Genomic DNA, 12,474 nt, shown 5'->3' on the forward strand with positions numbered 1-12,474 from the left:
ACCCGGCGGAGTGCGGGCGTCTCACCCGCCCCTTACGCGTACTCCCACCACCGCCGCACCTCCTCGTCGGTGACCTCCTCGGCCTCCGCCACCGCGCCCAGCGCCTCCACCTCGACCTCGGCCGCGCGCGCGTAGTGCGCGGCGACCTCGTCCGTCAGCAGCTCCCGGGCCAGGGCGCCGGCGCGGAACCGGTCCAGGGCCTCCGCCAGGCCGGCAGGGACCGGGGGCGCGTCCTGCCCGTAGGCGCTGCCGGTGACGGCGGGCGGGGGTTCGAGGGTGTGGTCGAGGCCGTGCCGGATCGCGGCCAGCGCGGCGGTGAGGGCCAGGTACGGGTTGGCGTCCGCGCCCGGCAGCCGGATCTCCAGATGGAGGCCCCGGCCCCGGCCGACGACCCGGACCGCACACGTCCGGTTGTCGAAGCCCCAGGTGAAGGCGGTCGGCGCGAAGCTCTCCGACACATAGCGGCGGTAGGAGTTGACGTTCGGCGCGTACAGGGGCGTCAGCTCCGGCAGCGCGGCGAGCAGGCCCGCCACGGCGTGCCGGCCCGTCGCCGACAGTCCGCCGTCGGCGTCCGGCACCACCGGCTCGTCGCCCGACCACAGCGACAGGTGCAGGTGCAGCCCGCTGCCCACCCCGGGCGCCGGGACCGCCATGAACGTCGGCGCCAGGCCCGCCCGCGTCCCCAAGTGCCGGACGGCGTGCTTGAAGAGGACGTGCCCGTCGCACGCCGCCAGCGCCTCCCCGTACGGGAAGGTGATCTCGACCTGGCCGGGGCCGGCCTCCGTCTTGGCCGCCTCCAGCGGCAGCCCCGCCCCGCGCAGCGCCGCCCCGAGCCCGCGCAGGAACGTATCCGTCCGGTCGTCGTGGTCGAGGGCGAGGTCCCGATTGCGGCCGGTGACGGGCCGCAGCCCGGCGCGTCCGGCCGCCACCGCGTCGTACGACCCCTCGTAGAGGGCGAACTCGGTCTCCAGCCCCGTCCGGACGCCCAGCCCGCGCTCCGCGAGCAGGCCGAGTTCGCGGCGCAGCATCTCCCGGGGGGCCACGGCCACCGGCCGCCCGTCGATCGTCGCGTCCGCGTGCGCCAGCGCGGTCCCCGGCCACCAGGGGAGCACCCGGAGGGTGTCCGGGTCGGGGGTCAGGTTCAGGTCGCCGTAGCCGGTGTCCCAGGAGGAGAGGGCGTAGCCGGGCAGCGGGCGCATGTCGACGTCGGTGGCGAGCGCGTAGGCGCACATCTGCGAGCCGCCGTCGACGACCTTCTCGACGAAGTGCCCGGCGTCGTAGCGCTTGCCCTTCAGCCGGCCCTGCATGTCGACCAGGGCCAGCGCCACGGTCTCGACGCGGCCGAGCCGGACCTCCTCGCGCAGTTCGTCCGGGGTGAGCCGGCCGTTCCGGGGGGTGGGGGCGTCCATCAGACGATGTCCTCCATGAGCTGGGTGCCGCGGGACGAGGTGTCGTATGTGGGCGTGGTGAGGGAGCTCTTGGCGAACGGCCACCAGGCGGTGGCCAGCAGCAGCGCGGCGGCCAGGGCGATGGCGGCGTAGTTCATGGTCTCCGTGGTGACCGGGCTGGTCTGCGGCAGGCAGAACAGGACGGTCGCGAACGCCACCCAGCCCACGGCTATCCAGCCGACCGGCCGGCTCCAGCGGCCCAGGGTCCACGGTCCCGGGCTGAACCGCTCGGGGTGCCGCAGCCGCAGGAACACGGGGATGACGTACGACGGCGTGATCCCGATGACGTTGATGGCGGTGACGGCGTTGTAGGCGGTGGTCGAGTACAGCGACGGCAGGGCGAGGACGAAGGGGCCCACGACCGCCAGCCACACCGCCGGGTACGGGGTCTGCGTCTTGCTGCTGACCCGCCGCCACAGCCGGGAGCCCGGCAGCGCGCCGTCGCGGCTGAACGCGAACGTCATCCGGCTCGCCGACGCGATGCCCGCGTTGGCGCAGAACAGCTGCGCGCCGATGACGATCAGCAGCAGGAACGTCGCGCCGTTGGTCCCCACGGCGTCGAGGAAGATCTGCGCGGGCGGCACCCCCGCCTCGGCCGTCGTCGTGTAGTCGCTGATGGCGAAGGTCAGACCGGCCAGCAGGACGAAGCCCGCGATCCACGACACCCAGATCGAACGCACCATTCCGCGGGCCGAGGCCACCGAGGCGTTGGCGGTCTCCTCGGACAGGTGCGCCGACGCGTCGTAGCCGGTGAACGTGTACTGGGCGAGCAGCAGGCCGAGCGCCGTCACGTACAGCGGGTTGTCCCAGCCGGTGTTGTTCACGAACTTGGTGAAGACGAACGACGGCGACTGGTGGCCGTCCGGCGCGATCCACAGCACGCCGACGATGATCGCCACGCCCAGCAGGTGCCACCAGACGCTGACCGAGTTGAGGAACCCGACCATCCGCACGCCGAAGAGGTTCAGTACGCCGAAGACGAGGAGGATGCCGCCGAAGATCAGCAGGGTCGACTCCGGGGTCGGCGCGTGTCCGAACCGCAGCTCGATGAGCGCGCCGATGAACTGGGCCGCGCCGTAGCCGCTGCCCGCGATGCTGCCCAGCAGGCCCAGCAGGTTGACCCAGCCGGTGTAGTAGCCCCAGCGACGGCCGCCGAGCCGGTTGGCCATGTAGAACATGGCGCCGGAGGTGGGGTAGGCACTGGTGACCTCGGCCAGCGCCATGCCGATGAAGAGCACCATCAGGCCGACGCCGGCCCAGCCCCACATCATCACCGACGGGCCGCCGGTGTTCAGGCCGAAGCCGTAGAGGGTCATGCAGCCGGACAGCACCGAGATGATGCTGAAGCTGATGGCGAAGTTGCCGAAACCGCCCATGCGCCGCGCCAGCACCGGCTGGTAGCCGAGGTCCCGCAGCCGCTCGCTCTCGTCCGGCAGCCGCATGGAGTGGTCCGGGCCCACTCCTGCTCGTGGTCTCGACGTAAAGGACACAGGACTTACCTCCGAAGCGCTGAACGGGAAGGGGGAGAAGGGGGTTTGTTCGGGGACGGTCTGTTGTGCGACGTGGGATGCGGACGGGTGACGGGGGTGGTGCCGAACGGATGTGTGGTGCCGGTCGGGTGTGCGGTGCAGGACGCGGGCGTGGTGCCGGTCCGGCGTGCGGTGCCGGGGCCGGACCTAGCGGTGGCTCACCGGTGGCTCACCGGCGCGGCCCCTCGGCCGCCGCCTCGCACTGGCCGCGGGCCCGGATGATCCACTCGGCCGCCACCTCCTCGGCGGGGCGGCGGTCGTGGGCGTCGGCGCGGTGGATCCAGGGCCGGGTGGCGGCACACGGACCCATCGCCGCGAACACCCGGGCCGCCTCCGTGAACCGGTGGGCCGCCCATAAGGCGTGGGCGAGATGGCTCAGGTCGAGGATCGAGAGGTCGGGCGAGCCCACCGCGTCCGGGCCTGCGGCGTGCGGGCCTTCCGCGCCGAATCCCGTCGCGCCGAATCCCGTCGCGCCGAATCCCGTCGCGTCGAAACCCGCCGCGTCGAAACCCGCCGCGTCGCGACCCGCCGCCCCGAATCCCGTCGCGTCGAACCAGCCCCACAAGGCGCGTTCCGCGTCCTGGACGGCGTACTCGCCGGCCCAGTACATGTCCAGCTCCCGACCGGGCCCGTGCCGGTCGCGCCACAGCCCCACGCGCACGTACAGCGGCAGGACCAGCAGCGGCGAGCCGTGCGGCGTCCGGTCGAGCACCCACCGGACGAACTGGTGCGCCTGCCCCCAGGAGCCGTCCGCCCGGGTGGCCAGCAGCGTCGTCATCCGGTGGTACGCCTCGCGGTTGCCCGGATGGCGCCGCTCGACCTCGCCCAGCAGGTTCCACGGACCGGGGGCCAGCAGCGGGTCCGGGGCGGGCACCCGGTGCTCGGGGAGCCGCTGGTGCTCGTCCAGCGGGGCCAGGGCGAGCAGGCAGATCCAGGGCACCGGGTCGTCCGGGGACGCGTACGCCGCGATGCGGCACGCCTCCACCGCCTCGTCCCACAGCCGCCCGGCGTCCGGGTGCCCGACGCGGTGCGCGCGCACGGTCCGTTCCACCGCCACCCGGGCGTGCATCACGGTCGCGGCGACACTGTCCGGCTCCTCCGCCCGCCACACCCGCACCACGTCCGTTCCGGCGGCGGCCGCGCCCAGCACCTGGGTGCGGCTCGCCCACCGGCCCCAGTCGCGGGCGCCGACGGTCCGGTCCAGCAGGGTCCGCATCGACAGCCAGCGCCCGGCGGGCAGGTCGGGCAGCACCATGCGCAGCTCGTCGTCGAGGCCGGCGGGGTCGAAGCGGGGCCGGAACTCGCCCCGGCCGGCGGCCCCTCGGGTGATCGGCGCCATCAGGACGCCACTTCCCCGGGCCGCTCCGCCCGGCTCTCCCGGGGCTCCTCCTCGGCGCGGGCCCTGCGCGCCCTGCCGAGCGCCCGCCGCAGCGCGTCCGGACGCGTGGGCGGGCGGGGCGCGGCCGGGACGACGTGCCAGTGCAGGCCGGGCGGCCGGACGCGGTCGGCGGACGGGACGAGGACGTGGCAGCGCGCCCCGAGCGGCACCGTGCCCGGCTCCTCCCAGCGGGCCGCCGTGCCCACCGGGACGAGGAAGTACATCCGGGGCTCGGGCCCTTCGGGGTCCAGCACCACCGGGCCGACCGGTTCGCCGGCCTCCCGGAGGAACGCGACCGCCCGCCGGCCGACGGCCTCCCCGACGCGTACGGCGTCCCACCGCTCGCCCGCCGCGCACAGGTGCGGCCCGTCGCCGACGGGCACCCAGCGCGGGGGGAGGGGCCTGGCGGCCGGACGGGCGCTGGACATCGAACGGTCTCCTCTTCCACAACGTGAGGCCGACCATTCCATTCACCGGGCGTTCGCGTGCGGACAGATTGTCCGCGCGTCCTCCGGCGCGGCCCCTTGACACCGCCGTCAGGTGGCCCCAACCCCCGCCCAACTGCCGAACCGCACCAGCTCATTGGGCGGGCTCGCGTCCATCCGCAGCAGCGCGGCCGACGTCTCGCGTACGGACGGGTGGAACCGCGTGTGGTTCGGCGCCAGTTTGCGCGCCCGCTTCAGGGCGGCGAACGCGCCGGTCCTGTCCCCGGCGGCGAGTCGGGCGGAGGCCAGGTCGATGAAGTGGTGGCTCGACCGCTCACCGGCCGTTCCGGCGGGGGGAGTCCACTCCCCGCCCGGGACCGGCGACCACCGCGCCGGCAGCGCGAGCGCCCGTTCCGTATCGCCCGTGACCAGCGCTGTGTGCAGCTCGTGGATGCGGATGTTCGTCGGGCCGAACGACATCTCGTACGCGAGGGAGTCGCGGTTCCGGGCCGCCCGGGCCACGTCCTCCGCCTCCCGCAGCCGGTCCCGCGCCCGTTCGGGGGCGTTCTCGCGCGCTTCCAGCACCGCGAGCTTCAGCAGGACCGCTCCGTGGACGGCGAGCACGTCGTCCTGTGTGGCCGCGGGGCGCATCCCCGCCAGCTCGGCGCGGAGCGCGCGGAGTTGGCGGCGCGCCGGGGCGTACGCGCCGTGGCGGAGCATCGCACCGGCGACCAGGTACCCGGCGGTGATCGGCAGCAACGGGTCGCCGGAGCGGCCGGCGGCCCACCGGACCCGTTCCAGGGCGGTGTGCGACAGATCGTGATGGCCTGTCTTGTGTGCCAGGGAGTTGACCGCCCGGTAGCAGCGGGCCAGCTGGCGGAATGCCTCGTACCGGTCGGACTCCCGGCCGTCCAGGGCGATATGCGTCAACTCCGTGATGACCGGCGCCAGAAGGGGACCCATGGGCACGTACCGGGCGTCCCGCCGGAGGGCCGCCACCTGGTCGACCTCCGAGGCCAGCACCGGCAGCGGGCGGGGAGGCATGGGCAGGTCGTCGGGGCTGTCGTAGCACAGCAGGGCCCTGCGGAGCTCGGGCAGCACGGCGTACACCCCGTCGTCGGATTCCGGTTCGCCGTAGTGCGGCTGCCCGGTGAGGGCTTCGGGGCCGAGGTGCAGCGCCTTCGCGAGGGCCAGGACGAGTGCGGGCGACGGCTTCCGCTTTCCCGACTCCAACTTCTGGACGTAGCTGGGGGAGATGGCGACCTTCTGCGCCAACTGGGCGGCGGACAGCCCGCGCGCCCGACGGGCGATGCGCAGGCGGTCCCCCGTCGTGAGCCGGTGGCGCGACGGCGGGCTGGTCTCGTCGTGATCAAGCACCCGGCCGAGACTACTGAACTGGGGTTCGAGTGCTACCGTTCTCGCGCCCGAAACCGCCGTCGTTCGCCGGTATTTCACGGTCTGTTCGGTGCCGGGTCGCCGACGGGAGGAGCGGCGCGGGTGACCCTGCCGGGGGGGCGGCGGTTGCCGGCCGTCCGGTCAGGTGAGCAGGTGTACCAGCTGCCACCCGATGACACCGTGGGCGAACGCGCACGTCGTCCAGCCGGTGGCCCCGCGCGCCCCGCGCCGCACGACCTCCGTCCAGCCGACGGCGAGAAGGACGGCGGACAGGCCCCAGAAGACCCAGGCGATGACGTACCAGACGGTGGACGGATCGGTGAGGGCCGTCAGGCAGACGGTCGGGACGACCGCCAGGAGCGGGAGCCCCCAGGTGCCTTCGCTCGCCTTGCCTTCCGACATCTCCTGATCACCGGCCGGGGGTGTCATGGCTTGCCGTCGCCTCCTCGGGTCGTCCGCCTCATGATGCCGTGAGCCGGGGCGGCCGGGCCGCGAGACCGCCGCGGCCGCCCCGTTCCGTCAGGCGCCGGCGGGCACCTTCGAGTCCGGTGCGTAACCGCCGTTGTGGAAGTGCCAGTAGATGTCGTAGAGCGAGTAGCCCACCGTCAGGGACCTGAACGCGGCCCTGACCGGCCAGGGCAGTCCGAAGTACCAGTTCCTGAACGACTTGTAGGTGCCGGCGACGGCTTTGCCCCAGCCGCCGATCTTCTTCATCAGCTTCAGGATCTTCGCCCAATTCGCCTTGAACTCCTGGGGGGCCTGTCCGTCGGCGACGGCCCGCAGGTCGGCCAGTTCCTCGGGGTCGAGGGACGCCACCAGCTCCTGGGCCTCCCGCTCGTCGCTGGCGAGCAGCGACCGCGCGGCCTCCTGGGCCTCGTCCAGGGTGACGGCGTGCAGGTCCTCCTCGGTGGGATCGTCGAGACCGGCGACGGCCGCGGGCCGGGTGTCCTCGGTCGCGGCCAGGGCGGCGGGGGCCGCGACGCCGATGGTGACGGCGGCCAGTGCGATGACGCCCGCCGAGCGTAGGGTCGTGCGCTTCACGTACACTCCTCCTGTGGTATGCCGGGGAAGAGGGCATGCGGGCGTTCCGGTGAGGATTGCAGCCGATTCGGGACGCGTGCGGCCCTCTTCCCCGTCTTCATATCCGGCCATAACTGGGGGACTTGGTGTGGCCGGATGGGGTGCTGTGACGCTAGCTCACTCCTGTGGCGATACCCCAGGGCGTGGCGTCGTGGCAAAGGTCACGGAACGCGAGGTGGCCGCCAACTGTCCGCCCCGCACGAACAGTTGCATTGCCGACGCATCTCAATGAGCATGCACATAGGGCGAGTTGGTGTGACGTCGCGGTTCGTCGCCGTGTGCGTCGCGGCGGGGCACCGCCCGGGCCGGCCGACGCCCGCCGGACGCCCCGGGCGCGCGCGGACATCCCCGGGGTGCGGTCGGCGACCGCCGTCGCGCGGCATACTGCGCACCATGCGAGTGGCGTTGATGACGGCGGGATCGCGAGGCGACGTGGCGCCCTTCACCGGGCTGGGACGCGGCCTGGCCCGCGCCGGGCACGAGGTCACCCTGGTCACCCACGGGTGTTTCGCGCCGGCGGCCGAGGCCGCGGGGCTGCGCTTCCACGCCCTGCCCGTGGACCCGCAGGCGGAGATGCACACCGAACAGGGCCGGGCCCTGCAGGAGAGCGCCACGGGCATCGGACAACTGATCCGGGTGGGGGTCATGGCCCGGGACGCCCTGGACCGGATGCTCGACGAGCTGCTGCGGGCGGCCGAGGCGGCGGACGTGCTGCTCGTGTCGAGCGGGCTCGGCACGCTGGGGCACACCATCGCCACCGGGCTCGGCCTGCCGAGCATGGGCGTCTACCTGCAGCCGCACGCCCCCTCGGCGACGTTCGCGCCCCCGCTGCTCGTCTCCGGATCCTGGGGCGCCACCGCGAACCGGCTGGCCGGACGCGCCGTGAACGCCGCCGTGGACAGCATCTTCGTGCCCGCCGCGCGCACCGTACGCGCCCGGCTCGGCCTGCCGCCCCTCGGCTCGCGCGCCGCCCGCCGGATCCGGGAACGCCAGTGCTGGCCCGTGCGCCACGGCTTCAGCCCCCTCGTCGTACCGCGCCCCGCCGACTGGCACCCCGGCCTCACCGTCGACGGCTACTGGTGGCCGTACTCCGCGCCCGACGCGCGACTGCCCGCACCGGTCCGGGACTTCCTCGCGGCCGGCCCGCCGCCGGTCTTCGTGGGGATGGGCAGCGCGACCCTGCCGCACTCCGACCGCCTCGCCGCGACGTTCGTACGGGCCCTGCGCGCGGCCGGCCTGCGGGGCATCGTCCAGCGGGGCTGGACCGGGCTGGCGGCCGACGGCGACGACCTGCTCACCGTCGGCGAACTGCCGCACGACGTCCTGTTCCCGCACCTGGCGGCCGTGGTGCACCACGCGGGCGCGGGGACCACGGCCGCCGGCCTGCGCGCGGGGGTGCCCGCCGTGCCCGTGCCCGTCCAGTTCGACGCCCACTTCTGGTCCGGCCGGCTGGCCGCCCTCGGCGTCTCCCCCGGTCCCGTCCCCCTCCGCCGCCTCACCGCCCCCGCCCTCACCGCCGCCCTCCGAGCGGCCACCACCGACCCCGGCTACCGCGACCGCGCCCGCACCCTGGCGGCCCGGCTCCGCGAGGAGGACGGCACGGCACCGGTGGTGGCGGCGGTGAACCGGCTCGCGGGGGCATGAGGAGGGTGCGCCACGGCGGTGGCGCCGGGGTCACGCGTCCGGACGACGGGGTTCACGCCTGCCGTTGCCGGACGCCTCCCTGATACACCTCGGAGCGAAATGGTCGCCGCGACACGGAGAGGGTGAGGAACAGTGGTGCTCCTCGATCTTCAGGTGATGGAAGCCGAGGCGGAGGCACGGGCCCGCAAGCCGGGAGAGGAACCCGAGACGGCCTCCATCCTCGGTCCGGACACCAGTAACTTGAGCCTCCTCCTCTGCGGCTTTTAGCTCTCTGCCGGTGGCCGAGGACGAGGAGAGGGGCGCCACCGGTCACGTCCTCGGCCCCCGCGACGTCACTCCCCGGTGGGCGCGACCCCGATCGGGCAGCTCACGCCCGTCCCGCCGATGCCGCAGTAGCCGCCGGGGTTCTTGTCGAGGTACTGCTGGTGGTAGTCCTCGGCCCAGTAGAAGGGGCCCGCCGCGGCGATCTCGGTGGTGATGTCGCCGTGGCCGGAGGCGCGGAGGACGGCCTGGTAGGCGTCGCGGGAGGACTCGGCGGCGTGCTGCTGGGCGGGGGAGTGGGTGTAGATCGCGGAGCGGTACTGGGTGCCGCGGTCGTTGCCCTGGCGGAAGCCCTGGGTGGGGTCGTGGGACTCCCAGAAGACCTTGAGCAGCGACTCGTAGGAGACGACGGCCGGGTCGTAGACCACCCGGACCGCCTCGGTGTGCCCGGTCAGGCCGCTGCACACCTCGTCGTACGTCGGGTTCGGGGTGATGCCGCCCTGGTAGCCGACGAGGGTCGTCCACACGCCGGGCGTCTGCCAGAAGCGGCGTTCGGCGCCCCAGAAGCAGCCCAGGCCGAAGTCGGCGACGGCCAGGCCCTCGGGGTAGGGGCCGGCCAGCGGGTTGCCGAGGACGGTGTGGTGGCCGGTGAGCGGAAAGGCCGGTTCGGGGCGGCCCTTGAGGGCCTCCTGCTCGGTGGGCAGGCGGTGGTCGTGGCGGAGGTGGGGGAAGAGCATCACGACTCCAGGGCGGCGGCGACGGACGGTGCGGAGAGGAGAACGCGCGGCCCGGGGCCGGAATTCCCGACGCCCCTGCCGTCACCTCTCGACCGTCCCCCGAGGTCCCCCGCCCTGCGGCCGTCCCCCGGTCAGTACCCCGACACCGCCCGCGCCCGGTACGCCGTGTACACCGCGACCGGGTCCTGCTCGTACGTCCACGGGATCGCGCCGATGTGGCCGTCCACCGCCCGCAGGTGCTCCAGGGCCTCGGCGTACCGTCCCGCGTTGACCAGGAACCAGACCAGCAGGTGCCGTACGTGCGGCAGGACGGGATGGTCGGCGGGGGCGTGGAGGACCGCGTACTGGGCCGCCTCGATCGCGTCCCGGACCACGACGCTGTCGTACAGGCCGCGCACCAGGTTGACGTCGGGCAGGTGGTCGTGGACCGCGAAGAGCGGCAGCGCGGGCAGCAGGCTGCCCTGAGGGGCCGCCGCGGCGGCGCGCCGGGCGAAGGCGTCGGCCTGTTCCTGCGAGCCGTGCCACTTCGCGCTCCAGTAGCGCAGCGCCACGAGATGCGCCCCCATGTGCCCCGGCGCGCGGGAGAGCACGGTCTCCCAGACGGACTGGAACTCCGGCTCGCTCGCCCCGAGCCCCCGCTCGACGTTCAGCCGGACGATGTACGGGACGGGGTCGCCCGGCGCGAGCAGCGCGGCCTCGGCGCAGACCGTCCGGGCCTCCTCGAGGATCATGCGGTAGTCCTGCGACGAGGGGTCGCGCATCGCCTGCTGCACCAGGAACTCGGCCTGGACGGCCGCCCCGCCCGCGTCCTTGGGGGCCACCACGCGCCAGTGGCGCAGCCACATGCCGCCGGTGCCGGGCGTCTCGGCCAGCTCCCGCGCGGCCGCCCCGGCCAGCGTCTGCACGCGCTGCCAACGCAGCTCGGCGGAGCCGTCCGCCGGAGTGCGGGCCAGCAGCTCGGCGGCCGGCTTCCAGTCCTGGGTGCGGCGGGCCTCCTCGACGGCGGCCAGCAGCTCGGGGTCCGGGCCCGGCAGGCGCACGTCCAGCCGCTCGGCGGGGACGAAGCCGTGCCCGTGGGCCGGGTCGACGGCCGCGCCGGCGCCCCGCAGCACGTCCTGGGCCGCGCGCCGGCGGCGCAGCGCGGGCGCGACGACGACGCCGCAGACGACGACGAGGGCGAGCAGGATGAACAGAAACTCCATGAGCTGTCCTGGGTGGGAGGGAGGGAGTGCGAGGGTGCCGACGACGTTAGGACGAGGCAGTGCGCCCGATCGTTCCTGGCCTGCGATTCCACGGCCCGGACGATCGTTCATCCGCCGGTTACAAGTGAACAGGAGTATTCCGGTAAGGCGGGTACTACTCTCGGAACAATGAGCGACCAGCAGCAGCAATCCTTCGAGACCCTCGCCATCCACGCCGGGCAGGAGGCGGACCCGCTGACCGGGGCCGTCGTGCCGCCCATCTACCAAGTCTCGACCTACAAGCAGGACGGCGTGGGGGGCCTGCGCGGCGGGTACGAGTACAGCCGGAGCGCCAACCCGACCCGTACCGCCCTGGAGGAGAACCTGGCGGCCCTGGAGGGCGGCGTCCGGGGCCTGGCCTTCGCCTCCGGCCTGGCCGCCGAGGACTGCCTGCTGCGCACGCTGCTGGCCCCCGGCGACCACGTCGTCATCCCGAACGACGCCTACGGCGGAACGTTCCGGCTGTTCGCCAAGGTCGTCGGCCGCTGGGGCGTCGAGTGGTCCGTCGCCGACACCTCGGACCCCGCCGCCGTCCGCGCCGCGATCACCGACCGCACCAAGGCCGTCTGGGTCGAGACCCCCTCGAACCCGCTGCTCGGCATCACGGACATCGCCGCCGTCGCCCAGGTGGCGCACGAGGGCGGGGCGAAGCTGGTGGTGGACAACACCTTCGCCAGCCCCTACCTCCAGCAGCCGCTGGCGCTCGGCGCGGACGTCGTCGTGCACTCGACCACCAAGTACATGGGCGGCCACTCCGACGTCGTCGGCGGCGCCCTGATCACCTCCGACGCGGCGCTCGGCGACGAGCTCGCCTACCACCAGAACGCCATGGGCGCCGTCGCCGGCCCCTTCGACTCCTGGCTGACGCTGCGCGGCATCAAGACCCTCGCCGTCCGCATGGACCGGCACAGCGCCAACGCCGAGCGCGTGGCCGAGCTGCTGCTCTCGCACCCCAAGGTCACCCGGGTCTACTACCCGGGCCTGCCCGAGCACCCGCTGCACGAGGTCGCGGCCAAGCAGATGCGCGCCTTCGGCGGCATGGTCTCGTTCCGCGTCGAGGGCGGCGAGGAGGCGGCGGTCGAGGTCTGCAACCGCGCCAAGCTGTTCACCCTCGGCGAGTCCCTCGGCGGCGTCGAGTCGCTGATCGAGCACCCGGGGCGGATGACCCACGCCTCCGTGGCCGGCTCGGCCCTGGAGGTTCCGGCGGACCTCGTCCGCCTGTCCGTGGGCATCGAGTCGGTGGACGACCTGCTGGCGGACATCAAGCAGGCGCTGGGCTGAGCTTCGTCCAGCCCGTCCGGCGTTTGAGGACAGCGCGCGCAGCGCGCTTCGGGGG

At 73.9% G+C, this 12,474-nt stretch carries 12 protein-coding genes; 3 read left to right on the forward strand and 9 right to left on the reverse strand.

Annotation, left to right across the window (positions count from 1 at the left end):
• Window positions 1-32: 32 nt before the first annotated feature.
• The 7 genes from J7W19_RS20400 to J7W19_RS20430 form a co-directional block, all read right to left on the reverse strand.
• Window positions 33-1,409 carry a glutamine synthetase family protein gene (locus tag J7W19_RS20400; RefSeq protein WP_004949111.1) on the reverse strand — a complete coding sequence of 459 codons (1,377 nt, stop codon included), beginning with the start codon at window positions 1,407-1,409 and terminating at the stop codon, window positions 33-35.
• Window positions 1,409-2,890 (reverse strand): amino acid permease, encoded by a 1,482-nt coding sequence (locus J7W19_RS20405; protein WP_004949112.1) that lies wholly within the window; start codon window positions 2,888-2,890, stop codon window positions 1,409-1,411. The genes J7W19_RS20400 and J7W19_RS20405 overlap by 1 nt, the downstream gene beginning before the upstream one ends.
• A 256-nt stretch (window positions 2,891-3,146) precedes the next feature.
• Window positions 3,147-4,316: a hypothetical protein gene (locus J7W19_RS20410; RefSeq protein WP_004949114.1), complete on the reverse strand. Its 1,170-nt coding sequence runs from the start codon at window positions 4,314-4,316 to the stop codon at window positions 3,147-3,149.
• The gene (locus J7W19_RS20415) at window positions 4,316-4,783 is read right to left on the reverse strand and encodes a hypothetical protein (protein WP_004949117.1); all 468 of its coding nucleotides are present in this window, start codon (window positions 4,781-4,783) and stop codon (window positions 4,316-4,318) included. Before J7W19_RS20415 ends, J7W19_RS20410 begins: the two co-directional genes overlap by 1 nt.
• A gap of 108 nt (window positions 4,784-4,891) precedes the next feature.
• Window positions 4,892-6,157, reverse strand: a complete 1,266-nt coding sequence (locus J7W19_RS20420; protein WP_004949119.1) for a helix-turn-helix domain-containing protein — start codon at window positions 6,155-6,157, stop codon at window positions 4,892-4,894.
• Between the two features lie 159 nt (window positions 6,158-6,316).
• On the reverse strand, window positions 6,317-6,604 hold the full coding sequence (locus J7W19_RS20425) for a hypothetical protein (protein WP_004949120.1): 288 nt from the start codon (window positions 6,602-6,604) through the stop codon (window positions 6,317-6,319).
• Window positions 6,605-6,694: 90 nt separating this feature from the next.
• Window positions 6,695-7,216, reverse strand: coding sequence for a hypothetical protein (locus J7W19_RS20430; RefSeq protein ID WP_004949123.1), 522 nt, complete (start codon window positions 7,214-7,216; stop codon window positions 6,695-6,697).
• 432 nt (window positions 7,217-7,648) lie between these two features.
• On the opposite strand from J7W19_RS20430, the gene J7W19_RS20435 reads away from it, so the two are divergent.
• A complete protein-coding gene (locus J7W19_RS20435; RefSeq protein ID WP_233478145.1) occupies window positions 7,649-8,899 on the forward strand; it encodes a glycosyltransferase in 1,251 nt (416 codons plus the stop codon).
• Window positions 8,900-9,034: 135 nt separating this feature from the next.
• A complete protein-coding gene (locus tag J7W19_RS33840; protein ID WP_106429681.1) occupies window positions 9,035-9,166 on the forward strand; it encodes a SapB/AmfS family lanthipeptide in 132 nt (43 codons plus the stop codon).
• A 65-nt stretch (window positions 9,167-9,231) separates the two neighbouring features.
• On the opposite strand, the gene msrA is transcribed toward J7W19_RS33840, so the two are convergent.
• Together msrA and J7W19_RS20450 are read right to left on the reverse strand one after the other, a co-directional pair.
• Window positions 9,232-9,897, reverse strand: a complete 666-nt coding sequence (msrA, locus tag J7W19_RS20445; protein ID WP_004949127.1) for a peptide-methionine (S)-S-oxide reductase MsrA — start codon at window positions 9,895-9,897, stop codon at window positions 9,232-9,234.
• Between the two features lie 131 nt (window positions 9,898-10,028).
• Window positions 10,029-11,099 carry a hypothetical protein gene (locus J7W19_RS20450; RefSeq protein WP_004949129.1) on the reverse strand — a complete coding sequence of 357 codons (1,071 nt, stop codon included), beginning with the start codon at window positions 11,097-11,099 and terminating at the stop codon, window positions 10,029-10,031.
• Window positions 11,100-11,267: 168 nt separating this feature from the next.
• Here J7W19_RS20450 and J7W19_RS20455 point away from each other — a divergent pair, with 168 nt between their 5' ends.
• Complete coding sequence (locus tag J7W19_RS20455; RefSeq protein WP_004949131.1) at window positions 11,268-12,419, forward strand: cystathionine gamma-synthase; 1,152 nt, start codon at window positions 11,268-11,270, stop codon at window positions 12,417-12,419.
• Window positions 12,420-12,474: the final 55 nt, after the last annotated feature.

This window comes from Streptomyces mobaraensis NBRC 13819 = DSM 40847 (genome assembly GCF_017916255.1).
In the GTDB taxonomy this organism is placed as follows: Bacteria; Actinomycetota; Actinomycetes; order Streptomycetales; family Streptomycetaceae; genus Streptomyces; species Streptomyces mobaraensis.